Raw genomic sequence first — 24,093 nt, 5'->3', positions numbered from 1 at the left:
TGGCTTATTTTGTCACGAATTTCAATAATAGTGCAAATTATTTGATTCGTTTTCTTCTATTTTGTTCGTAATCTTCAAAAATCATTTCACCTAAACCCTTTAAACCAGTGTAAAAGGCCTTTCCCTTGTTTGCTTGGGTAAATTCCCTAACAAATTGCATTAAATAGGGGTCTTGTGCGATCATAAAAGTGGTGATGGGTATATGCAATTTTCTGGCCTGCTGGGCCATGGCATAACATTTTTCAACAATATAATCATCTAGGCCAACACTATTTTTGTAATAATCGCCATTTGGTAGTCGTAAACAAGAAGGTTTTCCGTCGGTAATCATGAAAATTTGCTTGTTGGTATTTCGCTTTCTACGTAACATATCCATAGCCAGCTGCAGACCGGCAACAGTATTGGTGTGATATGGACCTACCTTTAAATAAGGCAAATCCTTTATCAGAATGGGCCATGCATCGTTTCCGAAGACCAATATGTCCAAAGTATCCTTCGGATATCTAGTGGTTATGAGTTCGGCCAATGCCATGGCCACTTTTTTAGCCGGAGTGATTCGGTCTTCACCATACAATATCATACTATGGCTGATGTCAATCATCAATACCGTGCTCATTTGGGCTTTGTACTGGGTGTCCTCAACCACCAAATCTTCCTCGCTCAAAGAAAAATTTCCAATTCCATGGTTGATTTGCGCATTCTTCAGGCTTTCGGTCATAGAGATATGCTCCAAAGCATCTCCAAAACGATATTCCCGAAACTCACCGGTATGCTCATCCCCTCTACCCGACTTCCCCGTTTTGTGGTTTCCGGCTCCACTACGTTTTAATTTCCCAAAAATTTGGTCCAGTGCCCGCTGCCTAAGCATTCGTTCCAGTTTCGCTGTTATAGACAGATTGCCTCCGCTCCCATCTTGCCCCTCCCCATCTTCACCTTCACCTTGTTGCCCATCGGTGTCAAATTCTTCACGGATAAAACCTTTGGCCTTTAAATCTTCAATAAAATCATCGATGGTGTAGTTCTCGTCGGTAAGTTCGTATTCTTTATCCAGTTCTCTAAGCCAATCCAAAGCCTCCTCAACATCACCAGAAGTGTGGGTAATGAGTTCTTGGAAAATCTCAAAGAGTTTTTCAAAAGGGGTTTGATCAGGCGCTTCGTACGTAGTGAAACGAAACCCTTTTCTTGTGTTCATAGCCATTACATAAAGTTAAGCTATTTCCTTTTTATGGAAATTCGTTTTAAACAAACCTTAACTTGTAGTAAAATCGAGTTGATAGAGATTTCATGAATTTCCACCAAATCGATAATGTTTCAAGGTGGGCAAACTGCTAACTGTTTATTTATGTCGACTTTTCAGCGTTTTCACGATATCCTCCAATTGAAAACCTTTGGCCTGCAAAAGAATAAGATAATGGAAAAGTAAATCGGCACTTTCATTAAGAAAGAGCTCGTTGTTGGAATCTTTTGCTTCAATGACGGTCTCCACAGCCTCTTCACCAACCTTTTGTGCTATTTTGTTCATTCCCTTTCTAAACAATGAAGCCACATAACTGTCCGGATTATCCACATCATTTTTTCTTGAAGTTATGATTCGCTCCAATTGCGATAAAAACCCATATTCTTGATTGTTGGCTTCACCCCAACAGGTATCTGTTCCCTTGTGACAGGTGGGCCCAATTGGATTGACAAAAACTAACAGGGCATCATTATCACAATCCTTTTTAATGTCGATTAATTCCAAAAAATTTCCACTTTCCTCACCTTTGGTCCATAAACGTTGCTTGCTGCGACTGTAAAAAGTGACCTTTTTGGTTTGCTGCGTAGCATCGAACGCTTCTTGATTCATGTAGCCAAGCATCAAGACATTTTTTGTTTTCGCATCTTGAACAATTGCTGGTACGAGGCCATCTTGGTTCTTATTGAAGTCTATTTGCATACTAGAAATCTTTGGTCACCTGGAGTGAAGTCGAAAGGTAAAGATTTCTCGACAGCGCTCGAAATGACAATTTTATTATAATCTGACGGGGATTCCGTCTTTTTTTAATTCTTCTTTTAAATCTTTTATTTCTATCTCTTTAAAGTGGAAAATACTGGCTGCCAGTGCTGCATCAGCCTTTCCATCAGTAAAGGTATCCGTAAAATGGGACACTTTACCTGCTCCACCCGATGCAATTATTGGAATATTGAGTTCAGTTGATAATCTTGCCAAAGCTTGATTGGCAAACCCATTTTTAGTGCCGTCATGGTCCATTGAGGTAAACAAAATTTCCCCTGCACCTCTTTCCTCGACTTCTTTGGCCCATTTAAAAAGATCAATTTCGGTTGGAACCTTTCCTCCCACCAGATGTACCTTCCAATCACCATCTATTTCCTTTGCGTCGATGGCTACTACAATGCATTGAGAACCAAACTTGGCCACCAATTCATTAATCAATTCAGGTCTTTTAACCGCAGAGGAGTTGATAGAAACCTTGTCGGCGCCGTTTTTCAATAGAACATCCACATCTTCCACAGAGGAAATCCCACCACCTACCGTAAACGGAATGTTCACCTTCTCGGCAACGTGATAAACTAAATCAGCTAAGGTCTTCCTTCTTTCCTCAGTTGCGGAAATGTCCAAAAAAACCAATTCATCTGCGCCTTCACGGGCATATATTTCTGCTAATTCAACAGGGTCTCCAGCATCACGTAAGTCAACAAAGTTGACTCCTTTGACGGTTCTTCCGTTTTTGATATCGAGGCAGGGTATGATTCGTTTTGTAAGCATAAGTTATAATTAGATATATGAAGTTAGAGGTTAGAAGTTTTGGATTTTTGATTTTTTCTTGCTGTATTGATAGATGCCACGATTATTGCCAGAATTTCGTTGGCCTCTTTATGCAGTTCCTTTATCTGAGTGTGGTTCATGTCTGATATCTCAAGAAATATTTCCAACCAATAAGCGGATTCATCTATTTCCTCCTCAACAATTTTTAGTTTATTGATGAAGTCCGCCGTGGATTTTGCCCGTTGAGAAGCTCTGTAGTTCGCACCAACAGAACTGGAACTCCTCAACAATTGGTTCACATAATTAGAAAACTCTCTTGTTTTTGGAAACTTTGCACAAAGGCCCCAAGATGAAATTGCAAATGCTTTAGTTCTTAACTTTAAATCTTGCATGATAATACTTCGTACTTTTAATCTTGTACTTCTAACTTATCAGTTTTTATTTTTGGCATTAAGGTCTATACCACTATAAAACCCTAAATCTCCGTTATTCAGCAATTTCGTCCAAAGGGTAATTTGACCTGTGTGATAGGAAAAATGTTCTACTACGTGGATGATGTTACCAATTCCCGAAAATTCAAACCCCTGGACTGCTCTTTTCCGAATTAACTCCGGTTCAGAGGTATTGGAAAAACTTTGCTTCGCTTTCTCAACAGTTTCTGAGAGTTTTTGAAAAAGTTCCTGTTTAGAATATCCCGAAAGGGTTTCAAATTCTTTATCCCGATTTCTATTGTCTTCCAAACCTTGGAGCGACGCAATGCCATATTGGGTAATATTTCCGCATAAGTGTAAAATCAGGTTTCCGATACTGTTGGAAGATGCATTTGGTTTTTTCCAAATCGATGTTTCATCCAATTTGTCCAAACATATTTTAACCATTCGTAAACTCTCGTCCATACGATAGTTGGCGTTTTGAATAAATTCGTCCTTAAAAGTGTTATCCCTGCCCATTTTCCAAAATATAATTTTCCAGTTGCTTTAAATCGATTCTATTCTCATAGATTGCCTTACCAATTATGGTTCCCTCACAACCCAATTCAGCCAATTTGGGAAGTTCATCAAAACTGGATATGCCTCCACTGGCAATTAAGTTGATTCCTAAAACTTCCCTATCCTCTACACCACTTCCTGTGACCAAAGTTTCTGTTTTTTTGGTCTTGTGCAATATCTTTTCATACAATTGAAATGAAGGCCCTTCCAGCATTCCATCCTTACTGATATCGGTACAAATCACGTATTTAATTCCTTTTTTTTGAAAAGATTCTATGAACGGAACCAAGGCTTTGTCCGATTCTTCCAGCCATCCTGAAACGGCGACTTTTTCTTCCTTTGCATCCGCACCCAAAATGATTTTTTCGGCACCATATGTATTTAACCAGCCCAAAAATGTATCCTTATCCTTTACCGCAATACTTCCACCTGTTATTTGACTTGCCCCACTTTCAAAAGCAATATGCAAATCTTCATCTGTTTTTAATCCTCCACCAAAATCAATCTTTAGATTGGTTTTGGCAGCAATCGTCTCCAGTATCTGGTGATTGACTATATGTTTGGACTTTGCACCATCCAAATCCACTAAATGCAGGTATTGGATTCCATGGTCTTCGAATTGTTTGGCCACTTCCAAAGGATTCTCATTATATACCTTTTTGGTATCATAATCCCCTTTGGACAATCGCACACATTTACCATCAATGATATCTATTGCCGGTATAATTCTCATTAGCTATTGTATTTTGCTGTGTCTCTTGCCATCCACATTTCAGAATTCCCAACTTTTTGGAAACCGAATGCTTCATAAAGCCCATGGGCATCTTTTGTTTTCAAAGCAACAGTATGTACTTGTTTAATCTCGGGATGCTCCAGAATATGCTGCATAAATTTTTTACCGAGTCCTTTACCTTTAAAAGGATCAAAAATGATGACGTCCATTATATATGCAAAGACAACCTTGTCAGTGAGTACCCTGGCAAAGCCGATTTGACCTTCATTCTCTGTATACACTCCAAAACACATAGAGTTTTCAATTGTTTTCAGTGTCATTTCTTTGGTCCTATAATTTCCCCAATAGGAATCCTTGACTTCCTCATGTACTCTTTGTACATCCAATATGTTCTTGTTATCTGAGATATAAAAATCCATATCAAATCTTCTCTAGAAAGTTCTGTAAAATTTTCTCCCCCACGCTTCCGCTTTTCTCTGGATGGAATTGTGTGCCGTAATAGTTATCCTTTTGCAAAGCCGCACTGTAGGGTAAAGCATATTCACTTGTTGCGATCGTATCTTCTCCTTCAGGAGCATAATAGCTATGAACCAAATAGATATGGGCCTTATCCTGCACTTCTCCGAAAAGGTCCGATTTTAATCCTTCTATCTGATTCCATCCTATCTGTGGCGCTTTAACCGTATTTGGAAACCGTACCACTTCCAAATCAAAAATACCAAGTCCTTCTGTATTTCCCTCTTCAGAAGAATTGCACATTAATTGCATACCCAAACAGATGCCCAACACAGGTTGTTTCAATTTCGGGATAAGTTTGTCCAACCCGCTGACCTTAAGCTTTTTCATTGCTGAACTGGCTTCGCCAACGCCTGGAAATATAACTTTATCGGCATTTTGAATTTCTTCAACCTTGTCAGTCAACACGGCTTCGTATCCCAAACGCTTTATGGCAAATTTGATGCTTTGAATATTTCCCGCACCGTAATCTATTATTACTATTTTCATGAAAAAAGGTTAAAAGTTAGAAGTACGAAACACAAAGTGAAAATTTTATTTGTCCCTGTTTTTTCTTGCTGTTTTTATTGACGCAACAATAATCGCCAGTAGTTCCTTTGCTTCCTTATGTAAACTTTCAACAGCATTAAGGTCATTTTTGTCCACCTCCATAAAAAGTTCTAGCCAATATGCTGATTCATCCACTTCTTCTTCAACTATTTTTAGCTTATTTATAAAATCAGCAGTGCTCTTTGCCCGCTGTGAAGCTCCATAATTAGCGCCTACGGAGCTTGAAGAACGAATTAATTGCCTTACCCAGGCATCAAGTTCTCTTGATCTGGGAACAGTTTTACAAAATCGAAAACAACCAACGGCAAATTTTTTAGTCCTTGTAATCAAATCCTGCATCCTTGTATTTTTAACCTTTTACTTTGCACTTCAAATCATTCCTTTGGTTGATGGTAATACCATTTTTTCTGGGTCGCGCTTCACGGCCATTTTTATGGATTTTGCAAATGCCTTAAAAATGGCTTCAATCTTATGATGCTCATTTATACCTTCTGCTTGTATATTTAAATTGGCTTTTGCTCCGTCTGAAAAGGATTTAAAAAAATGCAAAAACATCTCCGTCGGCATATCCCCTACTTTTTCACGTTTGAAATCGGCATCCCAAACCAGCCAATTCCGACCTCCAAAATCGATAGCTACCTGAGCTAGACAATCATCCATGGGTAAGCTAAAACCATATCGTTCCATTCCCAATTTATTGCCCAAAGCTTTCGAGAACACCTCTCCTAACGCTATAGCGGTATCTTCAATGGTATGGTGCTCATCAACATGAAGGTCTCCATCTACTTTTATTTCCAAATCCATCTGACCATGTCTTGCAAGCTGATCTAGCATATGATCAAAAAATGATAAGCCTGTATCGATATTACTCTTACCCGTTCCGTCAAGATTCAAATTGATTTTGATATCCGTCTCATTGGTTTTCCTAGAAATTTGCGAAACCCTAGATTCCAATTTTAAAAACTCATATATTTTTTCCCAATCATTGCTCTCTAAAGCAATAAAATTGCTCAATTCGTCCTGTTTTACAGTAATCTCGTTGGTTCCCAATTCTGTTTTATCATTGATAAAAATCCCTTTTGCTCCAAGATTCTTTGCTAGTTCCACATCGGTCAGCCTATCTCCAATAACAAAGGAACCGGATAGGTCATATGCCTCGGAAAAGTAATCTGTGAGCATCCCTGTTCCCGGTTTACGGGTATCTGCGTTGTCTTTGGGAAAGGTTTTGTCAATAAGCACCTTATCAAAAGTAACCCCCTCGTTTTCAAAGGATTTCAATACGAAGTTATGTACCGGCCAAAAGGTATCTTCTGGGTATACAGCAGTTCCCAGACCATCTTGGTTGGTAATCATAACGAGTTCGAAGTCCAATTCTTTGGCTATTTTACCTAAAAAAGTGAACGCTTTTGGGTAGAATTCCAATTTTTCGAAGGAATCTATCTGTTCATCGGCTGGTTCTTTGATAATTGTTCCGTCCCGGTCTATAAAGAGTACCCTTTTGCCCATTATTCCAATTCTTTTAAAATAGTAATCAATTTTTCATTTTCTTCCGAAGTACCTACCGTGAAGCGCAGTGTGTTTTCACATCGAGGTTGATTGCTTCGATTTCTGACCACAATATGTGCCTTCAATAGCTCATCATAACGTTTATCAGCATTGTCAACTTTGGCCAATACAAAATTGGCATCACTCGGATAGACTTTTTCAACAAAATCAAGTGTATTTAGAATTTGAATGAGTGCATCACGCTCCTTCAAAATTCTATCCACTTCTCCCAAAACCACTGTTGGAGCCACCACCCTATCCAGAGCCCTATCTTGAGTCAATTGGTTCAAGTTGTACGGCGGTTTTATTTTATTCAAGATTGCTATCACTTCTTTGGAGGCGTAACAAATGCCTAAACGAATTCCCGCCATCCCATAAGCTTTGGAAAGTGTTTGTGTAACTATCAAATTTGGATGCTTTGATAGAGAAGCCACCCAACTTTCATTATCAGAAAAGTCAATATAAGCTTCATCGATTATTACCAAGCCGTTAAATGAATTTAACAATTTTTCAATCTCGCTTCTTGAAAAGGCATTTCCGGTAGGATTGTTAGGAGAACAGACGAACATGAGTTTCGTGCCGTCATTCGTATTTTTTATGATGGTAGTAACATCCAACTCAAAATCAGGGGTCAATAGCACTTCTCTATTTTCCACAGCATTAATACCTGATAGTACTTTGTACATCCCATAAGTCGGAGGCATTGTTATAATGTTATCTTGGTTTGGCTCACAGAAGGCCCTAAAAATAAGATCCAGCACTTCATCGCTTCCATTTCCCAATAAGATGTTCTCCTCTAAAACACCTTTTTGTTTGGCCAACACCGCCTTTAAACTTCTTTGCTGAGGGTCGGGATATCGGTTGACCCCATTTTCAAAAGGATTTTCATTGGCATCCAAAAAAATCATTTTGGATCCATCGGATACGTATTCGTCCCTTGCTGAAGAATATGGTTTTAGGTCTTTGACCGTTTCCCGAACCAATATGTCTAAATCAAAATCCTTCATCCTTTTTTAAGTCTCTATATTGCTCCATCTGCTATTTGATTCTCTTCTATACTTTTTAATCGTAAAGTCATTGCATTTTTATGTGCCTGTAAACCTTCTGCCTCTGCCATTAACTCCACAGCGCTGCCTATATTTTGAATTCCTATCGTGGAGATTTTCTGAAAGGTCATACTTTTCATAAAACTGTCCAGATTCACACCACTATATTGTTTGGCAAAACCATTTGTAGGTAATGTATGATTGGTTCCAGAAGCATAATCTCCGGCACTTTCCGGGGTGTAATTTCCGATAAATACAGAGCCTGCGTTTTGGATATTATCTATGAAAAATTCTACGTTTTCCATACAGATGATATAATGCTCTGGGCCATAAGCATTAATCAAATCAACCGCAATCTTTTCATTTTCAACCAAAATCAACTTACTATTCGCAATTGCTTTTTCTGCAATCGCTTTACGGGGAAGTACTGCTATTTGGTCCTTGATTTCCTGTTCCACGGTGTTAAGCAAGTTTTCAGAGGTGGAGACCAAAATAACCTGACTGTCCGTGCCATGTTCCGCCTGGCTCAGTAAGTCTGAAGCTACAAAAGACGGTACTGCAGAATTATCAGCAACAACCAACAGTTCGCTTGGGCCTGCAGGCATATCAATAGCAACACCATGTTTTGTTGCCAATTGCTTGGCAATGGTCACATATTGATTTCCTGGACCAAAAATTTTATAAACGCTTGGGATAGTCTTCGTTCCAAAAGTCATTGCTGCAATGGCCTGAATGCCTCCAACTTTGAATATTTGGGTAACGCCGCAAAGTTGAGCTGTATACAAAATAGCAGGATTTATTTCCCCGTTGTTATCGGGGGGAGTGCAGAGAATGATTTCTTGGCAGCCGGCGAGTTTTGCGGGAATTGCCAACATTAAAATAGTCGAAAATAAGGGAGCGGTTCCTCCCGGAATGTACAGCCCCACTTTTTGAATGGCCCTTTTTTCTTGCCAGCACAGAACACCGGGCATTGTTTCAACCTCGACCCTTTTCGTTTTTTGGGCCGCATGAAACTTTTCAACATTGTTTTTGGCCAAAGTAATGGCCTGTTTTAAATCTGCCGATACTTTTTGCACTGCATTTTCCAATTCCTCCAGGGAAACCGAAAAAGAACCGAGCTTGACTTGATCAAATTTTTCGGTGTAGTTGGCAACAGCGGCATCTCCTTCCGTTCTTACTTCCAAAAAAATTGAACTAACAATTTCTTCAATGTCAGCAAGGGTTTGTGTAGGACGCTTTAGGAGTTTATCCCAGTTTTCTTGCTTTGGATAGTTGATGCGCTGCATTACAGTACCATTTTTTCGATTGGACATACTAAAATTCCCTCCGCCCCTGCTTGTTTCAGCTCATCAATCACTTCCCAAAAGGTATCCCTATTGATTACTGTATGCACCGAACTCCAACCTTCTTCTGCCAATGGAAGCACAGTGGGACTTCTCATTCCCGGAAGTAAGGAAATGATATCATCTAATTTTTCATTGGGAGCGTTGAGCAAGACATATTTATTCTGTCTTGCTTGTAATACCGATTTGATACGAAACTTTAATTTTTCTAAAATTTCTTTTCGCTCTTCCGATATTTTTGGGGATACTGCAAGTACTGCCTCACTTTTCAATATGACTTCAACTTCTTTTAGATTGTTCTTGAACAACGTGCTTCCACTGGAAACAATATCACAAATACCATCGGCCAAACCTATATTTGGAGCAATCTCAACCGATCCATTAATAATGTGCAGGTCAGCGTTTACTCCTTTCTTTTTGAAATATTCTTTAACCGTATTGGGATACGAGGTCGCTATTCTTTTACCTTCAAAGTCTTTAACAGAATTGTATGCTATTGCCTTTGGAATGGCAAGAGAAACCTTGCATTTGGAAAAATTCAATCTTTCAACAATTGAGATATCGTTTCCTTTTTCGATTAGAACATTCTCTCCAATAATGGCAATATCCACCACTCCATCCTTTAAGTATTGTGGTATGTCACCATTTCGTAAATAAAACACCTCAAGTGGGAAGTTTCGCGCTGTAGCTTTTAACTGATCCTTACCGTTATCTATGGATATGCCGCAGTCCTTTAGCATTTTCAGGGAATCTTCGTTTAAACGTCCGCTTTTTTGAACTGCAATACGAATCTTTGTCATCTTACTTTTAAATTTTGTTTGGAAACCAAACGGCATTAAAAACAAAACCCGTTTGATTTCTCAAACGGGTTAGAATATGTTTTACAAACAACAATACATTTCTATCTCGCTTGAGGGCAAGTATAAAAATGGTGATGATGTGTGTTTCTGTTTTTCATTTCGACTTCAAAAGTAGAATATATTTTTATATCAAAAAAACACAATTTAGTTATTTCCTAAAATCAAAGGGAGTCCATCTCCGCTAGATCCTACAACAACGACCTTCGAATTTGGCGATTCTGAAAGCTTCAAAGTGGCCTCAATTCCTTTGTCTTGAAGAATTTTGTCCGTCAAGGACGCACTCAATATTCTATTGGCATCAGCTTTACCTTGGGCTTCTATTCTTTGTCTATCGGCTTCTTTGGCTGCTATTTCCAGTCTAAATTGGTATTCCAAGGATTCTTGTTCTTGCTTTAATTTATTTTCTATAGCGTCCTTGATTGTAGTTGGTAGTTTTACATCTTCAACCAGTATTCGCTTAACATTTACGAATTGACCTTCCAATTCTTTTCTCACTTCCACAAGGATTTCTTGCTCAATAGCGTCACGCTTGCTGGAATACAATTGTTCCGGAGTGTACCTACCCACAACGCTCCTTGCTGCTGAGTTGATTGCTGGATCAAGTAGTTCCACAACAAAATCCTGTCCTTTGGTTTTTATCAAATTTCCAAGGTTCTCATATTCTGGCTCAAACCAAATGGTCCCGTTAACAGACACTTGAAGTCCGTCTACCGAAAGTACATTCATTTCATCTGAAATTGACTGTTGCCGTACTTTATGTATCAACATATCATTCCAAGGCGCGACAATATGCCATCCCTCACCGTAGGTTTGGTCGGTAACAACTCCTCCAGCTGCAGGTCTAAACAAAACCCCTCCTTCACCGGGGCCAATTCGTACAATTGTTTTGGCCACCAAAATGATTAAAATTATTGCAATAAAAACTGCGGGCAATGCAATTCTAGGTAATCTATCCATCATTAAATATTTTATATTAATCCGTTATATTTTCTCAAGAACCATTCCAGCGCAAGTGTTACTGCCATTAGGCCCAACAAAACCCTGAAATCGATTAAAGATACGACATTTTGTCTGCTCTTTTGCACGGGTGTGAATTGATTGGAAGTGGTTAATTTATCAACCAAAGAATCAATTGTATTCAGATAGTATATCTCTCCATTCGCTTTTTCCGCAAGTCGTTGCAGCTTTCCATAATCTGCAGAAACCATTAATTTTTCCGGATTGAATTCAAGAATTTTGAATGAACCGGAGCGTTTACTATTATTTTCCAGTTTGGTGACAGTAAACGAATACTCCCCCGCTGGAAAATCACTGAGGTCAGCTTCAAAATAATTGCCTTTTAACAACATGGGTAACTCCCTGGAAAAATTAGTGTCGTTAGAATCACAACGCAACACAAGGTTCGAGTTTGAATCAAAGTTAAAACTTTCATCAAAGCTGTATGCTCGAATCTTAGCTTCGCTAGAATTTTCATAGATTAACTTATAGTCCAATTCCAACCTACTTTTTCTCCCATCACTGGTCAAATACACCATGAGTTTACCCATGAACTCATCAAATTCATTAAAACTTTGGGTGTTTCGATAGGTCTGAGCCCGCCATCTCCAGATGTTTTCTCCAAAAAGTACTGCCTCTTTTTTTGAACCTTCCGTTAAAATGGCAAACAAAGGTTTGTCTAAATCTACCCCTCGTATCCTTTGGTGTACTAAAACATCGGAATTGATTTTTAGGTCGATATCTCCTAAATTTCCCAGCAAGGGTGGATAATTTTGAAGAGAGAAATCAGAAAGCCCGAAAGTGCCAAATGCATTGTTTATAACCGGTTCAATTTCCTCTGGCTGGTTATAATTCTCCTTGAAAAAACTAGATTGTACAGCATTAAGAAAACCCCAATTGGTTTTGGTTCCCGTGATGGTAAAGGTATTGGTCTTGCTATCACTTAAATAATCATATAGGGGCCTAAACCTGCTTGAAGGTTGATACAAAATGAACAAATCTGTTTCTTCCTTAGAAGACAATGCTTCTTGAGGGTTTGTAATTTTGACGGTACGTTGCTCATTGGCTTCTATGGCCTTTTTAAGGGCGCCAATGTCTGGATGGAGTACCTCCGCAACAATGGTAACCAAGGTTTTTTCATCTATAATTTCCACCGCGATTTCCTTCCTGTTATTTAAAGTATTCCTCTCGGTTGAAAGGGGCTCTACCTGAATTAAAATGTTTTTTATTCCCACAGATTCCGCTTCCAATAGCGCGTTTACGGTCCTGCTGTTTTCATTGCTTCCAAAATTCAACTTTTCCCGGAACTTCACATTACCATCAATGGCGATACTAACTGTTTTGGAAGTGTTATCATTTCCGTTGTAGTTCACAGTGACCTCCACAGGAAATTTATTCTTTAAAAAGGCATAGGTGTTACTGTTTACCAATCCGATGGAAATGTCCTCGTATGTGGTTGTATCCCCAACAACAACTGGATTTACCGAAATATTCTCACCCAAGTTCAGAAATTCGTAATCGCTTCCCAAGGTTTGGTTCCCATCTGTAAACAATACTAGGGTATTAGATCCACTTGCATAAATTTCGTTAAGCTTTGAAAGGGCATTGGCAATATTGGTATTGGTTCCTTCAAACCGTAAGGAATCCTCTTGACCTAACTTTGATTCAAAGTTGTAGTTTTCGATTTGAAAACGTCTGTTTAAATTCTCGTTTTCTGTAATCGATTTAATTGTGTTTACAAGTTGTTCCTTATCCTCATTTCCTATGGACGCTGAATTATCCGCTAAGATGATAAGATTGGATTTCTCCAAAAAGTTCTCATTTTGGGTAAATTTTGGGTTTACAAGTAGTACAAATGCACCCAGTAAGGTGCAAAATCGCAATACGGCCAAAATTTTATAAAATTGCCCCTTTCGTTGATTCTTGTAGAAATATTGATAGTATACGATGACAAACGCTGCTAAAACAGCTAAGATTAGTAAGAGCACCGTACGTATTTCCATTCAGGTTCAGGTTAGCATGCCTCCATCAACATTCAGTACTTGTCCCGTAACATAGGCAGAAAGGTCAGAAGCCAAGAATACACATGCATTAGCTACATCTTCAGGGTTTCCTCCTCTTTTTAACGGAATAGCATCCCTCCAGCCTTGAACGGTTTTCTCATCGAGCTTGTCTGTCATTTCAGTTTCTATAAAACCTGGTGCTATGGCATTGCAACGAATGTTCCGAGACCCCAATTCCAACGCAACCGACTTGGTAAAACCTATCATCCCGGCCTTTGAAGCAGCATAGTTTGTTTGTCCTGCATTTCCTTTTACCCCCACAACACTGCTCATATTGATAATTGAGCCTTTTCGCTGCTTAAGCATGGTGCGTTGCACTGCTTTGGTCATATTGAAGACTGATTTCAGATTGATCTCGATTACTTTGTCAAAATCCTCTTCTCCCATTCGCATCAACAGATTATCTTTTGTAATCCCCGCATTGTTGATCAATACGTCTATTGTATCAAAATTCTCCAATACTTGCTTTACCAATTCTTCTGATTCTGAAAAGCTGGCCGCATTACTCTTAAATGCTTTGGCTTTTACACCCATATTCAGTAGTTCCTTTTCAAGTTCAAGTGCGGGAGCTTCGCTCGAGCTATAAGTAAAAGCCACATTGGCACCGTGTTGTCCGAATACCTGGGCAATGCCCTTTCCAATTCCTCTACTGGCTCCTGTGATGATTACGTTCTTGCCTTCTAAAAGTTTCATAATGTACAATGTTTGTTTGTCTGGTTGTGTAACCAAATATAGTTTTTGTTTTATGTTTTGACACAAAAAAATCCCGTATAAAACGGGATTTACAATAGATTTAACTATTGATTATCCTATTACTTCCTTGACTTTTACACCAATTTCCGCAGGTGAGTCAACCACATGGATTCCACACTCTCCCATAATACGTTTTTTGGCTTGGGCGGTATCATCACTGCCACCTACAATTGCACCTGCATGGCCCATTGTTCTACCGGCGGGAGCAGTCTCACCAGCGATAAATCCAACAATTGGTTTTTTACTTCCACTTTCTTTATACCATTTGGCTGCGTCTGCTTCCAGTTGACCTCCAATTTCCCCAATCATGACCACACATTCGGTTTCTGGATCATTGATCAATAGTTCCACGGCACTTTTTGTTGTGGTTCCAATAATTGGGTCTCCTCCGATTCCTATTGCGGTAGTGATCCCCAAACCTTGACGGACCACTTGATCCGCAGCTTCGTAGGTCAATGTACCCGATTTGGAAACAATGCCCACATTTCCTTTTTTGAAAACGAAACCTGGCATAATTCCAACTTTAGCTTCTTCAGGTGTGATTACTCCTGGACAGTTTGGCCCTACCAATGTGCAATCAAACTTTTTGATATAATCGTTGGCTTTCACCATGTCAGCCACAGGAATTCCTTCAGTAATAGTAATGATTACCTTGATACCTGCGCTGGCGGCTTCCATAATGGCATCGGCAGCAAAGGCTGGTGGGACAAAGATGATGGTGGTATCCGCACCAACTTCCCTTACAGCATCTTCAACAGTATTAAAAACAGGTTTTCCCAAGTGTTCCTGACCACCTTTTCCTGGAGTGACACCTCCAACTACATTGGTTCCATACTCAATCATCTGACTGGCATGAAAGGTACCTTCACTTCCTGTGAAACCTTGTACAATTATCTTTGAATCTTTGTTTACTAAGACGCTCATATTTTTATTTTATTAGCCGCAACAAAAGTATACTATTGCCTCTAAAAGTTAAAGTAATTTATCAGCTATTTCCTTTTATGGATTTTAGCAACGATGGAAGGTTTTTAATAGCAGTGATTTCACGCATTTTAGATCTTGCTTCTTCTGCTGGGCTTCCGAAATATGTTTTACCGCCTTCCAAGCTCTTGGCTACACCGGATTGTGCATATACCACCGCCCCTTTGCCTATGGTTATGGCGCTGATGACTCCAACTTGACCCCACAAAACCACTTCATCTTCAATTACCACACAACCTGCAATACCTGTATGAGAGGCAATTTGGCATCTTCTTCCGATTACCGTGTCATGCCCAACTTGAATCTGGTTATCCAATTTGGTCCATTCCTTTATGGTTGTGTCACCGGTCACCCCTCTATCAATGGTGCAAGATGCACCGATATCCACATTATCTTCGATAATCACCCTACCGCTGGACAGCAATCGCTCAAAACCCTCCGTTCTTTTCTTATAGTAAAATGCATCGGATCCCAGAACAGTACCACTATGTATGACAACATTATCTCCAATGACACAATTGTCATAAATGGAGACATTGGCATGTATTAAGCAGTTTTTTCCGATTTGCACATTATTTCCAATAAATGTATTGGGTTGAATAACGGTACCTTCACCAATTACTGCTGACTCGGCTATTGCTGAATCCGAACTTTTAAAAGGTGAAAAATACTGGGTAAGTTTATTGAAATCTGTAAACGGTTCCTCCGAAATCAGCAGCGCTTTCCCATCAGGACATTCTACTTCTTTGTTGATAAGTACGACTGATGCATTGCATTCCAAAGCCTTGTCATAATATTTTGGATGGTCAACAAATACGATGTCGCCTTCCTCCACGACATGGATTTCATTCATGCCAAGTACAGGAAAATTTTCATCTCCAATAAATTTAGCATCAATAATATTGGCTATTTCCTTTAAAGTGTATGGCTTAGGAAATTTCATTTCAAGTTATTCTTTAACTCTTTCCTGATAAGTACCTTTTTCGGTCTCCACTTTAATTTTATCGCCTTCATTGATAAAAAGTGGCACATTTATTCTGGCCCCCGTTTCAACAGTTGCCGGTTTTGTGGCATTTGTAGCGGTATTTCCTTTTACTCCAGGCTCGGTGTGTGTTACTTCCAAGATAACACTGGCAGGCATATCAACTGAAAGCGGCATGCTATCCTCAGTATTGAAAAGAATGGTCACCACCTCCCCTTCTTTCAATAAATCGGGAGCGTCCAATGAATTTTTCTCCAATGAAATCTGGTTGTAATCATCCGTATTCATAAAGTGGAAAGTGTCTCCTTCGGCGTACAAATATTGATATGATCTTGTTTCCACTCGCACATCGTCAATTTTGTGTCCAGCGGAGAAGGTATTATCTATTACTTTTCCCGTGGTTACACTTTTTAATTTTGTGCGAACAAAAGCTGGTCCTTTTCCAGGTTTAACATGAAGGAACTCAATGATTTTATAAATATCGTGGTTGTACTTAATACACAACCCTTTTCGAATATCTGATGTATTTGCCATAAATCTTAGTTTGAACTAAAGTAACCTTTCATGATTCCGCGCTGTGAATCCCTAATGAATTGTAAAATCTCATCCCGCTCTGGAGTGGCCTCCATTTCAGCCTCAATAATCGATGCAGCTTGGGAATTATTATAGTTTTTCTGATAAAGTATTCTGTAAATGTTCTGGACTTCCCTGATTTTATCAGCCGTAAAACCACGTCTTCGCAGTCCAATCGAGTTAATGCCAACATAGGACAATGGTTCTCTTGCAGCTTTTACATAAGGCGGCACATCTTTTCTAACCAATGAACCACCGGTCACGAATGCATGATTTCCTATGGAAACAAACTGATGAACAGCCACCATACCTGCTAGAACCACATTTTCCCCGATGGTAACATGACCGGCCAAGGTAGAATTATTGCTAAAAATACAACCATCTCCTACCAAGCAGTCGTGGGCAACATGACAATAGGCCATAATTAAGCAATTGTTTCCGATAACCGTTTTCATTCGGTCTGCCGTACCCTTATTAATGGTAGCACATTCTCGAATTGTGGTATTGTCACCAATGTGGACAGTTGTCTCTTCTCCTTGATATTTTAAATCTTGGGGCATGGCCGAAATAATTGCGCCTGGAAAAATATTACAATTCTTTCCGATACGGGCACCTTCCATTATTGTAACATTGGACCCTATCCAAGTACCCTCTCCGATGGTAACATTATTATGTATAGTGGTAAAGGGTTCTATCACCACATTTTTGGCAATCTTGGCACCTGGATGCACATAAGCAAGTGGTTGATTCATGTTATAATCCTTTTACTTTAGTGATTTGGGCCATAATTTCAGCCTCCGATACCAACCTGCCATTGGCATAAGCTCTTCCTTGCATCTGGCAGATACCCCGTCGAATGGGAGATAACAAGTCCAGTTTAAAAATTAGGGTGTCTCCTGGAACCACTTGATGTTTATATCTAACATTATCTATCTTTAAAAGATAGGTAAGGTAATTTTCGGGGTCGGGAACGGTACTTAAAACCAAGATTCCCCCAGTTTGCGCCATGGCCTCAATCTGCAACACCCCGGGCATTACCGGAGCGCCAGGAAAATGCCCCACAAAAAAGGGCTCGTTCATGGTTACGTTTTTGATGCCAATTACATGTTGGTCGGACAGCTCCATAATTTTATCCACCAATAAAAATGGCGGGCGGTGTGGAAGCATATCCATGATCTGGTTCACATCCTTTACAGGAGTCGCTGCCAAATCCACATCGGGCACATAATTTCGTTTTTCTTGTTTGATAATCTTCTGGATTTTCTTAGCAAACTGTGTGTTGACAAAGTGTCCTGGCTTGTTAGCAATTACCTTGCCTCGAATTCGAGTGCCGGCCAGTGCCAAATCTCCGATTACATCCAACAGTTTATGTCGTGCAGCCTCATTTGGGTGGTGCAACGTAAGGTTGTCCAATATCCCATTGGGCTTAACGGACAGTTTCTTTTTGTTGAAAGCCTTTTCCAATTTTTTCATTGTGGATTCAGAAATCTCTTTATCCACATAAACGATGGCGTTGTTCAAATCACCACCTTTTATCAGACCGTGCTCCAATAGCATTTCCAATTCATGCAGAAAACTAAAAGTTCTGGCATCCGCAATTTGATCTTTAAAATTGGAAATTTTTTCCAAGGAAGCGTTTTGTGTTCCCAAAACCTTGGTGCCAAAATCGACCATGGTGGTAACTTGATAGGTTTCGGCAGGAATCACGGTAATTTCACTACCTGTGGCCTCATCCCTATACGTAATTACATCCCTGACCACATATTCTTCGCGCACCTGCTCTTGGTCAACTATTCCTGCTTCTTCCAAGGCTTGAACAAAAAATTTGGAAGAACCGTCCATAATTGGAGGTTCTGGCGAATCCAATTCAATCAGAACATTATCAATATCCAATCCCACCAATGCAGCCAGTACGTGTTCAGAGGTTTGAATCTTGACCCCGTTCTTTTCCAAGTTGGTACCTCGCTGGGTGTTTATCACATAGTTGGCATCCGCTTCTATGATAGGCTCACCTTCAAGGTCCACCCGCTTAAATGCAAATCCGTGATTTTCTTTTGCCGGAACAAAGGTCATTGTGACATTTTCCCCGGTATGCAACCCCACTCCTTTTAGGGTTACTTTCTCTTTAATTGTACGTTGTTTCGTGCTAATTTTGCTCACCTTCGACCTTTTTTTCTATGTCGTTGATTTTATTTACCAGTTTTGGTAGATTTTTGAAATGAACATATGATTTGTTGTAGTCACCATAATTTAGAGCAGGTGATCCCTGTAACACCTCATCATCCTTAACATTTCTACCAATACCGGATTGTGCTTGTATTTTTACCCGATCACCTATGGTAATGTGCCCAACAATACCAACTTGCCCTCCAATTAAACAATATTTTCCTATTTTGGTAGATCCTGCGATTCCTGTTTGTGCTGCTATTGCGGTATGCTCACCAATTTCTACATTATGGGCAATTTGAATCTGGTTATCAAGCTTCACTCCTCTTCTTAAAATGGTAGAACCAAGGGTCGCCCGATCAATGGTTGTTCCGGCTCCGACATCAACATTATCTTCAAGGATCACATTTCCTGTTTGGGGGACTTTGCTGTATTCTCCGTTTGAGTTTGGCGTGAATCCAAAACCGTCTGCACCAATAATCGCTCCGCTGTGAATAACGCATGCATTGCCTATAATGGACTCAGAATAAATCTTTGCTCCCGCAAATATCAAAACGTTATCTCCAATAGTGACATTATCTCCAATATATACATTGGGGTAGACCTTGACATCTTTACCAATTTTCACATTGTCGCCCAAATAAGAAAAAGCCCCAAGGTAAAATCCTTCGCCATAAGCAGCACTTTCAGAAACAAAGGACGGATTCTCGATACCGACCTTATTGTTTTTGACCTGATTGTAATATTCCAATAACTTGGAAAAGGATTTATATGCATCCTCTACCTTGATCAAGGTGGTGGATATAGATTGTTCCGGGACAAAATCCTTATTGACTATGGTAATGGATGCCTTGGTGGAATAGATATACGAAGTATATTTTGGATTGGACAGAAAGGTCAATGATCCCTTTTCTCCCTCTTCTATCTTAGACAATTTGTGAACAGCAATCTGAGGATTACCCTCAACTTCTCCCTCTAAAATTCCGGCAATTTGGGTGGCTGTAAATTTCATTTGTGCAAAAGTAACAAAATTTGTTAAACGCTTTCTTTGGGGTAACAGCAATAATATTTTGTCACTGTTTTGGACAGGGCTTTTAAGCTCAACTGGTCCGATTCTTTAAGAACATCGGTCACCTTGCCATTTTTCTTGAGTATTTTAATTGCCTGATGCCCCTGATTGTAGGCCTTGTTCGAAATTTCACCTTGAAAAACAAAATAAGGCACCTCACCCTCTGTAAGATTTAACGTTTGAGCCACCGTTTTAAGTTTAGCATTAATTTTTTCAGGTGCAAATGGCTTATTCTTTATTTTGATGTTCAGCAGATTCCGGTTCAGAAGCATTTGACAAAGTTTCGACAGCACAAAATCATTATGGAACTGCCATGCCTTGATTGCACCCAACACATCAATATCATCCAAAAGCGCAAATTTTTTCAAGGTGCCTGGATTGAAACTCGGACTATCTTGCGTCTTAAGGAAAGACAATACGGTTAGTCCACCTTCTATTTCAACATCTTCTATTAACAGCTGCTTGGCCCTGTGCATAATTCGAACTAGAAGTTGCTCTGCCATTAAACCTGTTTTATGCAGATACACCTGCCAGTACATAAATCTCCGCGCCATTAAAAATTTCTCAACGGCATAAATTCCTTTCTCCTCCACTACCAAATTGCCATCAACAACATTCAACATCGAAATTAATCGCTCTGAATTGATATTACCTTCGGTAACCCCCGCATAAAAACTATCCCGTTTTAAATAATCCAATCGGTCCATATCCAATTGACTCGACACCAATTGATTAAGGAATGGTCTTGGATACTCACCCTTGAAAATGGAAATGGCCGTATCCAATTTACCTTCAAACTCCTTATTAAGGTATAGCATAAACTCGAGGGACAATTGCTCATGACTAATTCCTTTCACAAAAAAACCTTCCAAGGCATGTGAGAAAGGACCGTGGCCAATATCGTGCAAAAGAATGGCACATAACAGGCCGGTTTCTTCTTCTTGACTTATGTCAATGTCCTTCCATCTAAGAATTTGAATTGCCCTGGTCATCAAGTGCATACTTCCCAGTGCATGGTGGAATCTGGTATGATGCGCCCCGGGATAAACCAAGTATGACATCCCCATTTGCGAAATCCTTCGTAAGCGCTGAAAGTACGGATGGGCGATTAGGTCAAAAATAAGTTGATTTGGTGTTCCAATAAAACCGTAAATTGGATCGTTAAATACTTTGAGCTTATTGGTGTCTGCCAAGAAAGTTGATTTTTAGTAGCGCAAAGATAACCACTATATGAACAAGATCACAATTCTGTGGGTCGATGACGAGATCGACCTCTTAAAACCGCATATTCTTTTTCTTGAAAATAAAAACTATAAGGTAGTCACCAGCCAGAGTGGACAGGATGCCTTGGAAGAGTTGCGGAATTCCTTTTTTGATATCGTTTTTTTGGATGAGAACATGCCCGGCATCTCGGGTTTGGAAACCTTGACCGAAATAAAAAAACTCGATGCCTCAATTCCGGTGGTGATGATCACCAAGAGTGAGGAAGAGTATATCATGGACGAGGCCATCGGCTCCAAGATTGCCGATTATTTAATCAAACCCGTAAATCCAAACCAGATTTTGTTGTCCTTAAAAAAGAGTTTGGACAATTCCCGTTTGGTTTCTGAGAAAACAACCGCCAACTATCAGCAAGAGTTTCGGAAAATCGCAATGGATTTGTCCATGGTGAACAGCCATGAGGAATGGACAGAGCTCTATAAAAAATTGATCTATTGGGAACTGCAACTGGAGGAAATTGAGGATACCGGCATGACGGAGATTTTGGAATCGCAAAAGACCGAGGCCAATTCCCAGTTCAGTAAGTTTATCGACAAAAATTACCCGGATTGGTTTCAAAATGGGGAGGGGCCCATCATGTCGCATACCCTATTTCGGAAAAAGATTCAACCCGAACTCGAAGGCGGCAAAACTTTATTGGTTGTAATTGACAACCTTCGGTTTGATCAGTGGTTGGCCTTTGAGGAAACATTGAGTATGCATTACAAGAAAAAGCAAGAAGATTCCTATTATAGTATTTTGCCCACCGCAACACAATACGCCCGTAATTCCATTTTCTCGGGCTTGATGCCTTTGGATATGGAAAAAAGACATCCCAATTGGTGGAAAAATGATACCGATGAAGGCGGCAAGAATCTGTTTGAGGCAGAATTTTTGGGTGCCCAGCTCAAACGTTTGGGCTTGGACCTGAAATGGGAATACCACAAGATCAGCAGTTTAAAACAAGGGAAACATCTGGCGCAGAACTTTAGATCTCAAAAAGACAACGATCTTACCGTTTTGGTTTACAATTTTGTGGACATGCTATCCCATTCCAAGACTGAGATGGAAGTAATCAAGGAACTCGCTTCCAATGACAAGGCCTACCGTTCCCTTACAGTAAGTTGGTTTAAAAACTCACCTTTGTTGGAAATTATCCAATCTGCACAAAACATGGACATGAAATTGATATTGACCACCGATCATGGCACCATCAATGTAAAGCAACCCTCAAAGGTTATCGGAGATCGAGACACCAGCCTTAACTTAAGGTATAAAACAGGTAGAAGCCTAACCTATGAAAAAAGAGACGTGCTTGCCGCGGAGAATCCCCAAAACATTCACCTTCCCAATATTAATCTGAGCAGTTGTTTCATTTTTGCTAAGAACGATATGTTCTTTGCCTATCCCAATAACTACAACCATTATGTGGGATATTACAGAAATACCTATCAACATGGAGGGGTTTCTCTTGAAGAAATGATCGTACCTTTTGTAGTTTTGGACCCAAAATAGATTCGTTCGATGACCTTCCATAAAGATGAACTGGAAAAAACGGCCCAATATGTTTTGGACAATGCCAAAACCAAAACCCTTTGTTTTTATGGAGAGATGGGTGCCGGTAAAACAACATTGATAAAATCCATCGTAAAAAAATTGGGGGGAATGGATAATGCCAACAGCCCAACGTTCGGATTGGTGAACGAATATCACGATCAAGATGGAAATCTTTTGGCCTATCATTTTGATTTTTACCGGATTGAAAATGAAATGGAAGCTTTGGATTTGGGATTGGAAGATTATCTGAATTCCGATGCCTGGATTTTTATGGAATGGCCGGAGAAAATAGAATCCTTGCTGCCCAACGAAGTTGTCTCCGTTTACTTACACTTTATCGATGAAAACACCCGTTCAATCGAGTTTAGTGCTGATTGAAATTAATTACAACTATCTTTTTTCAAGTTTCGATAAACGGCAAATCTGTCGGTAAAATGCTTTTATTTTAGGATGAAATGCAATTTTTATCGATGAAATGCATGTAGGATAAGTAAAATTTCCTACATTTGTTATTGAAATGAATTCATTTATTAACCAAAAACTCTTTTACGATGAACACTAAAAGATTATTTTTTGGATTATTGGCTGTTGCTTTTTTGGCAATGACGGCGGTTTCAACCGATGTTATCAATGTTGATAAGGACCAGCAGGTTAATGTCAATAAATTAAAAATTGGCAAAAAGTAAGTAACATAAAAGATGCTTTCTTTTAAACCCCTTCAAGTAAGGGGTTTTTTTATACAATAAATGGAAGGATCTTTAGTTATTACTGTATGCAAGCCAAAAAAAAGGTAAGAAAGAGACTTATAATAGAGGGGTTGTTAACTTTATTAGTTGCACTATCTCCTGTCTTATTTTATTCTTATAAGTACACCTCTAATGATACCGAATCTCTTGATTTTATTTTTTTTGAGATTAGTTCAAATGGATTCGCAGATGCTCGAACTGCTCTGTGGTTCTACCTCATTAAAATTGTCCCATTGACCTTGCTGATCATATGGTTTGTTACTAATAAACAATGGTGGTATCATGCCATTTTAATTCCAATTGCGATGTATAGCTTTCAGCTGTACAGTGTTATTGCGAACAATTCTCAAGACGTTGATGAAAATGAGGTGTTTTATGTAATTGCGGTAACCATGGTAGTGGTACCCATTGTATATTTCATAAGAGTGAAGTTAATAGATAAACATGTTCATGGCATTGACTTGGACGCCATGGATACGGAACTCCGCATCTTAAAAGAAAAAGAAGAACTGCGTAAAGAGCGTGAGAAATTGGAGCAACGCCAGAAGACCCTTGCGAAAAAAATGTAAATTTGTTCCCATAGCCTAGGGATAAGCAAC

27 protein-coding genes are annotated in these 24,093 nt (G+C 39.5%); 4 read left to right on the top strand and 23 right to left on the bottom strand.

The annotated features are described in order from the left end of the window. Positions 1-37: 37 nt before the first annotated feature. The 23 genes from ACULLG_RS11365 to ACULLG_RS11255 all read right to left on the bottom strand — a co-directional run bounded on the left by ACULLG_RS11365 (position 38) and on the right by ACULLG_RS11255 (position 21,124). Positions 38-1,198, bottom strand: a complete 1,161-nt coding sequence (locus ACULLG_RS11365) for a vWA domain-containing protein (RefSeq protein WP_452126910.1) — start codon at positions 1,196-1,198, stop codon at positions 38-40. A gap of 138 nt (positions 1,199-1,336) precedes the next feature. Beyond that, on the bottom strand, positions 1,337-1,936 hold the full coding sequence (hisIE, locus tag ACULLG_RS11360) for a bifunctional phosphoribosyl-AMP cyclohydrolase/phosphoribosyl-ATP diphosphatase HisIE (protein ID WP_452126909.1): 600 nt from the start codon (positions 1,934-1,936) through the stop codon (positions 1,337-1,339). A gap of 75 nt (positions 1,937-2,011) precedes the next feature. Next, positions 2,012-2,767, bottom strand: coding sequence for an imidazole glycerol phosphate synthase subunit HisF (gene hisF / locus ACULLG_RS11355; protein ID WP_452126908.1), 756 nt, complete (start codon positions 2,765-2,767; stop codon positions 2,012-2,014). Positions 2,768-2,790: 23 nt separating this feature from the next. After that, positions 2,791-3,159, bottom strand: coding sequence for a four helix bundle protein (locus tag ACULLG_RS11350; protein ID WP_452126907.1), 369 nt, complete (start codon positions 3,157-3,159; stop codon positions 2,791-2,793). A gap of 39 nt (positions 3,160-3,198) precedes the next feature. Beyond that, positions 3,199-3,717, bottom strand: coding sequence for a DinB family protein (locus ACULLG_RS11345; RefSeq protein ID WP_452126906.1), 519 nt, complete (start codon positions 3,715-3,717; stop codon positions 3,199-3,201). Continuing rightward, positions 3,704-4,489 carry a 1-(5-phosphoribosyl)-5-[(5-phosphoribosylamino)methylideneamino]imidazole-4-carboxamide isomerase gene (locus ACULLG_RS11340; RefSeq protein ID WP_452126905.1) on the bottom strand — a complete coding sequence of 262 codons (786 nt, stop codon included), beginning with the start codon at positions 4,487-4,489 and terminating at the stop codon, positions 3,704-3,706. The genes ACULLG_RS11345 and ACULLG_RS11340 overlap by 14 nt, the downstream gene beginning before the upstream one ends. Next, on the bottom strand, positions 4,489-4,908 hold the full coding sequence (locus ACULLG_RS11335) for a GNAT family N-acetyltransferase (protein ID WP_452126904.1): 420 nt from the start codon (positions 4,906-4,908) through the stop codon (positions 4,489-4,491). Before ACULLG_RS11335 ends, ACULLG_RS11340 begins: the two co-directional genes overlap by 1 nt. 1 nt (position 4,909) lies before the next feature. Next, positions 4,910-5,494 (bottom strand): imidazole glycerol phosphate synthase subunit HisH, encoded by a 585-nt coding sequence (hisH, locus tag ACULLG_RS11330; RefSeq protein WP_452126903.1) that lies wholly within the window; start codon positions 5,492-5,494, stop codon positions 4,910-4,912. Between the two features lie 45 nt (positions 5,495-5,539). Further along, complete coding sequence (locus ACULLG_RS11325) at positions 5,540-5,893, bottom strand: four helix bundle protein (protein ID WP_452126902.1); 354 nt, start codon at positions 5,891-5,893, stop codon at positions 5,540-5,542. 30 nt (positions 5,894-5,923) lie between these two features. Continuing rightward, positions 5,924-7,060, bottom strand: a complete 1,137-nt coding sequence (hisB, locus tag ACULLG_RS11320; RefSeq protein ID WP_452126901.1) for a bifunctional histidinol-phosphatase/imidazoleglycerol-phosphate dehydratase HisB — start codon at positions 7,058-7,060, stop codon at positions 5,924-5,926. Continuing rightward, positions 7,060-8,106 carry a histidinol-phosphate transaminase gene (hisC, locus tag ACULLG_RS11315; RefSeq protein ID WP_452126900.1) on the bottom strand — a complete coding sequence of 349 codons (1,047 nt, stop codon included), beginning with the start codon at positions 8,104-8,106 and terminating at the stop codon, positions 7,060-7,062. The genes hisB and hisC overlap by 1 nt, the downstream gene beginning before the upstream one ends. 14 nt (positions 8,107-8,120) lie before the next feature. Beyond that, positions 8,121-9,431 carry a histidinol dehydrogenase gene (gene hisD / locus ACULLG_RS11310; protein WP_452126899.1) on the bottom strand — a complete coding sequence of 437 codons (1,311 nt, stop codon included), beginning with the start codon at positions 9,429-9,431 and terminating at the stop codon, positions 8,121-8,123. After that, positions 9,431-10,288 carry an ATP phosphoribosyltransferase gene (hisG, locus tag ACULLG_RS11305; RefSeq protein WP_452126898.1) on the bottom strand — a complete coding sequence of 286 codons (858 nt, stop codon included), beginning with the start codon at positions 10,286-10,288 and terminating at the stop codon, positions 9,431-9,433. The genes hisD and hisG overlap by 1 nt, the downstream gene beginning before the upstream one ends. 204 nt (positions 10,289-10,492) lie before the next feature. Further along, positions 10,493-11,305 (bottom strand): prohibitin family protein, encoded by an 813-nt coding sequence (locus tag ACULLG_RS11300; protein WP_452126897.1) that lies wholly within the window; start codon positions 11,303-11,305, stop codon positions 10,493-10,495. A gap of 11 nt (positions 11,306-11,316) precedes the next feature. Next, complete coding sequence (locus tag ACULLG_RS11295; protein WP_452126896.1) at positions 11,317-13,347, bottom strand: VWA domain-containing protein; 2,031 nt, start codon at positions 13,345-13,347, stop codon at positions 11,317-11,319. A 6-nt stretch (positions 13,348-13,353) separates the two neighbouring features. Beyond that, the gene (gene fabG / locus ACULLG_RS11290) at positions 13,354-14,100 is read right to left on the bottom strand and encodes a 3-oxoacyl-[acyl-carrier-protein] reductase (RefSeq protein ID WP_452126895.1); all 747 of its coding nucleotides are present in this window, start codon (positions 14,098-14,100) and stop codon (positions 13,354-13,356) included. Positions 14,101-14,211: 111 nt separating this feature from the next. After that, positions 14,212-15,084 (bottom strand): succinate--CoA ligase subunit alpha, encoded by an 873-nt coding sequence (sucD, locus tag ACULLG_RS11285; RefSeq protein ID WP_452126894.1) that lies wholly within the window; start codon positions 15,082-15,084, stop codon positions 14,212-14,214. Between the two features lie 61 nt (positions 15,085-15,145). Next, on the bottom strand, positions 15,146-16,084 hold the full coding sequence (locus ACULLG_RS11280; protein ID WP_452126893.1) for a UDP-3-O-(3-hydroxymyristoyl)glucosamine N-acyltransferase: 939 nt from the start codon (positions 16,082-16,084) through the stop codon (positions 15,146-15,148). Positions 16,085-16,090: 6 nt separating this feature from the next. Next, entirely contained in the window at positions 16,091-16,657 is a 567-nt protein-coding gene (efp, locus tag ACULLG_RS11275) for an elongation factor P (RefSeq protein WP_452126892.1), read from the bottom strand. A 5-nt stretch (positions 16,658-16,662) separates the two neighbouring features. Then, complete coding sequence (gene lpxA / locus ACULLG_RS11270) at positions 16,663-17,448, bottom strand: acyl-ACP--UDP-N-acetylglucosamine O-acyltransferase (RefSeq protein WP_452126891.1); 786 nt, start codon at positions 17,446-17,448, stop codon at positions 16,663-16,665. Position 17,449: 1 nt separating this feature from the next. Next, a complete protein-coding gene (locus ACULLG_RS11265; protein WP_452126890.1) occupies positions 17,450-18,856 on the bottom strand; it encodes a bifunctional UDP-3-O-[3-hydroxymyristoyl] N-acetylglucosamine deacetylase/3-hydroxyacyl-ACP dehydratase in 1,407 nt (468 codons plus the stop codon). After that, positions 18,843-19,874, bottom strand: a complete 1,032-nt coding sequence (lpxD, locus tag ACULLG_RS11260) for a UDP-3-O-(3-hydroxymyristoyl)glucosamine N-acyltransferase (RefSeq protein WP_452126889.1) — start codon at positions 19,872-19,874, stop codon at positions 18,843-18,845. The genes ACULLG_RS11265 and lpxD overlap by 14 nt, the downstream gene beginning before the upstream one ends. 23 nt (positions 19,875-19,897) lie before the next feature. Continuing rightward, positions 19,898-21,124, bottom strand: a complete 1,227-nt coding sequence (locus ACULLG_RS11255) for an HD domain-containing protein (RefSeq protein WP_452126888.1) — start codon at positions 21,122-21,124, stop codon at positions 19,898-19,900. Between the two features lie 37 nt (positions 21,125-21,161). Between ACULLG_RS11255 and porX the strand changes: the two genes are divergently transcribed. From porX to ACULLG_RS11235, 4 genes are all read left to right on the top strand, one after another. Next, a complete protein-coding gene (porX, locus tag ACULLG_RS11250) occupies positions 21,162-22,706 on the top strand; it encodes a T9SS response regulator signal transducer PorX (RefSeq protein ID WP_452126887.1) in 1,545 nt (514 codons plus the stop codon). A 9-nt stretch (positions 22,707-22,715) separates the two neighbouring features. Continuing rightward, on the top strand, positions 22,716-23,126 hold the full coding sequence (gene tsaE / locus ACULLG_RS11245) for a tRNA (adenosine(37)-N6)-threonylcarbamoyltransferase complex ATPase subunit type 1 TsaE (RefSeq protein WP_452126886.1): 411 nt from the start codon (positions 22,716-22,718) through the stop codon (positions 23,124-23,126). A 173-nt stretch (positions 23,127-23,299) separates the two neighbouring features. Next, on the top strand, positions 23,300-23,434 hold the full coding sequence (locus tag ACULLG_RS11240) for a hypothetical protein (protein ID WP_452126885.1): 135 nt from the start codon (positions 23,300-23,302) through the stop codon (positions 23,432-23,434). Positions 23,435-23,520: 86 nt separating this feature from the next. Further along, complete coding sequence (locus tag ACULLG_RS11235; protein ID WP_452126884.1) at positions 23,521-24,063, top strand: hypothetical protein; 543 nt, start codon at positions 23,521-23,523, stop codon at positions 24,061-24,063. Positions 24,064-24,093: the final 30 nt, after the last annotated feature.

The sequence above is a fragment of the Flagellimonas sp. 2504JD1-5 genome, assembly GCF_053618295.1.
This window is presented reverse-complemented; position numbering and strand designations above follow the sequence as displayed.

What these genes read in the sequence shown, in the direction of transcription:
- ACULLG_RS11235 (WP_452126884.1), top strand. Translation starts at nt 23,521, where the DNA reads ATGCAAGCCAAAAAAAAGGTAAGAAAGAGACTTATAATAGAGGGGTTG.
- hisH (WP_452126903.1), bottom strand. Translation starts at nt 5,494, where the DNA reads ATGAAAATAGTAATAATAGATTACGGTGCGGGAAATATTCAAAGCATC.
- hisF (WP_452126908.1), bottom strand. Translation starts at nt 2,767, where the DNA reads ATGCTTACAAAACGAATCATACCCTGCCTCGATATCAAAAACGGAAGA.
- ACULLG_RS11345 (WP_452126906.1), bottom strand. Translation starts at nt 3,717, where the DNA reads ATGGGCAGGGATAACACTTTTAAGGACGAATTTATTCAAAACGCCAAC.
- hisD (WP_452126899.1), bottom strand. Translation starts at nt 9,431, where the DNA reads ATGCAGCGCATCAACTATCCAAAGCAAGAAAACTGGGATAAACTCCTA.
- ACULLG_RS11350 (WP_452126907.1), bottom strand. Translation starts at nt 3,159, where the DNA reads ATGCAAGATTTAAAGTTAAGAACTAAAGCATTTGCAATTTCATCTTGG.
- lpxD (WP_452126889.1), bottom strand. Translation starts at nt 19,874, where the DNA reads ATGAAATTTACAGCCACCCAAATTGCCGGAATTTTAGAGGGAGAAGTT.
- tsaE (WP_452126886.1), top strand. Translation starts at nt 22,716, where the DNA reads ATGACCTTCCATAAAGATGAACTGGAAAAAACGGCCCAATATGTTTTG.
- hisB (WP_452126901.1), bottom strand. Translation starts at nt 7,060, where the DNA reads ATGGGCAAAAGGGTACTCTTTATAGACCGGGACGGAACAATTATCAAA.
- sucD (WP_452126894.1), bottom strand. Translation starts at nt 15,084, where the DNA reads ATGAGCGTCTTAGTAAACAAAGATTCAAAGATAATTGTACAAGGTTTC.
- ACULLG_RS11300 (WP_452126897.1), bottom strand. Translation starts at nt 11,305, where the DNA reads ATGGATAGATTACCTAGAATTGCATTGCCCGCAGTTTTTATTGCAATA.
- fabG (WP_452126895.1), bottom strand. Translation starts at nt 14,100, where the DNA reads ATGAAACTTTTAGAAGGCAAGAACGTAATCATCACAGGAGCCAGTAGA.
- ACULLG_RS11325 (WP_452126902.1), bottom strand. Translation starts at nt 5,893, where the DNA reads ATGCAGGATTTGATTACAAGGACTAAAAAATTTGCCGTTGGTTGTTTT.
- ACULLG_RS11295 (WP_452126896.1), bottom strand. Translation starts at nt 13,347, where the DNA reads ATGGAAATACGTACGGTGCTCTTACTAATCTTAGCTGTTTTAGCAGCG.
- hisC (WP_452126900.1), bottom strand. Translation starts at nt 8,106, where the DNA reads ATGAAGGATTTTGATTTAGACATATTGGTTCGGGAAACGGTCAAAGAC.
- ACULLG_RS11240 (WP_452126885.1), top strand. Translation starts at nt 23,300, where the DNA reads ATGAACACTAAAAGATTATTTTTTGGATTATTGGCTGTTGCTTTTTTG.
- ACULLG_RS11280 (WP_452126893.1), bottom strand. Translation starts at nt 16,084, where the DNA reads ATGAAATTTCCTAAGCCATACACTTTAAAGGAAATAGCCAATATTATT.
- ACULLG_RS11340 (WP_452126905.1), bottom strand. Translation starts at nt 4,489, where the DNA reads ATGAGAATTATACCGGCAATAGATATCATTGATGGTAAATGTGTGCGA.
- hisG (WP_452126898.1), bottom strand. Translation starts at nt 10,288, where the DNA reads ATGACAAAGATTCGTATTGCAGTTCAAAAAAGCGGACGTTTAAACGAA.
- ACULLG_RS11365 (WP_452126910.1), bottom strand. Translation starts at nt 1,198, where the DNA reads ATGGCTATGAACACAAGAAAAGGGTTTCGTTTCACTACGTACGAAGCG.
- ACULLG_RS11335 (WP_452126904.1), bottom strand. Translation starts at nt 4,908, where the DNA reads ATGGATTTTTATATCTCAGATAACAAGAACATATTGGATGTACAAAGA.
- hisIE (WP_452126909.1), bottom strand. Translation starts at nt 1,936, where the DNA reads ATGCAAATAGACTTCAATAAGAACCAAGATGGCCTCGTACCAGCAATT.
- efp (WP_452126892.1), bottom strand. Translation starts at nt 16,657, where the DNA reads ATGGCAAATACATCAGATATTCGAAAAGGGTTGTGTATTAAGTACAAC.
- lpxA (WP_452126891.1), bottom strand. Translation starts at nt 17,448, where the DNA reads ATGAATCAACCACTTGCTTATGTGCATCCAGGTGCCAAGATTGCCAAA.
- porX (WP_452126887.1), top strand. Translation starts at nt 21,162, where the DNA reads ATGAACAAGATCACAATTCTGTGGGTCGATGACGAGATCGACCTCTTA.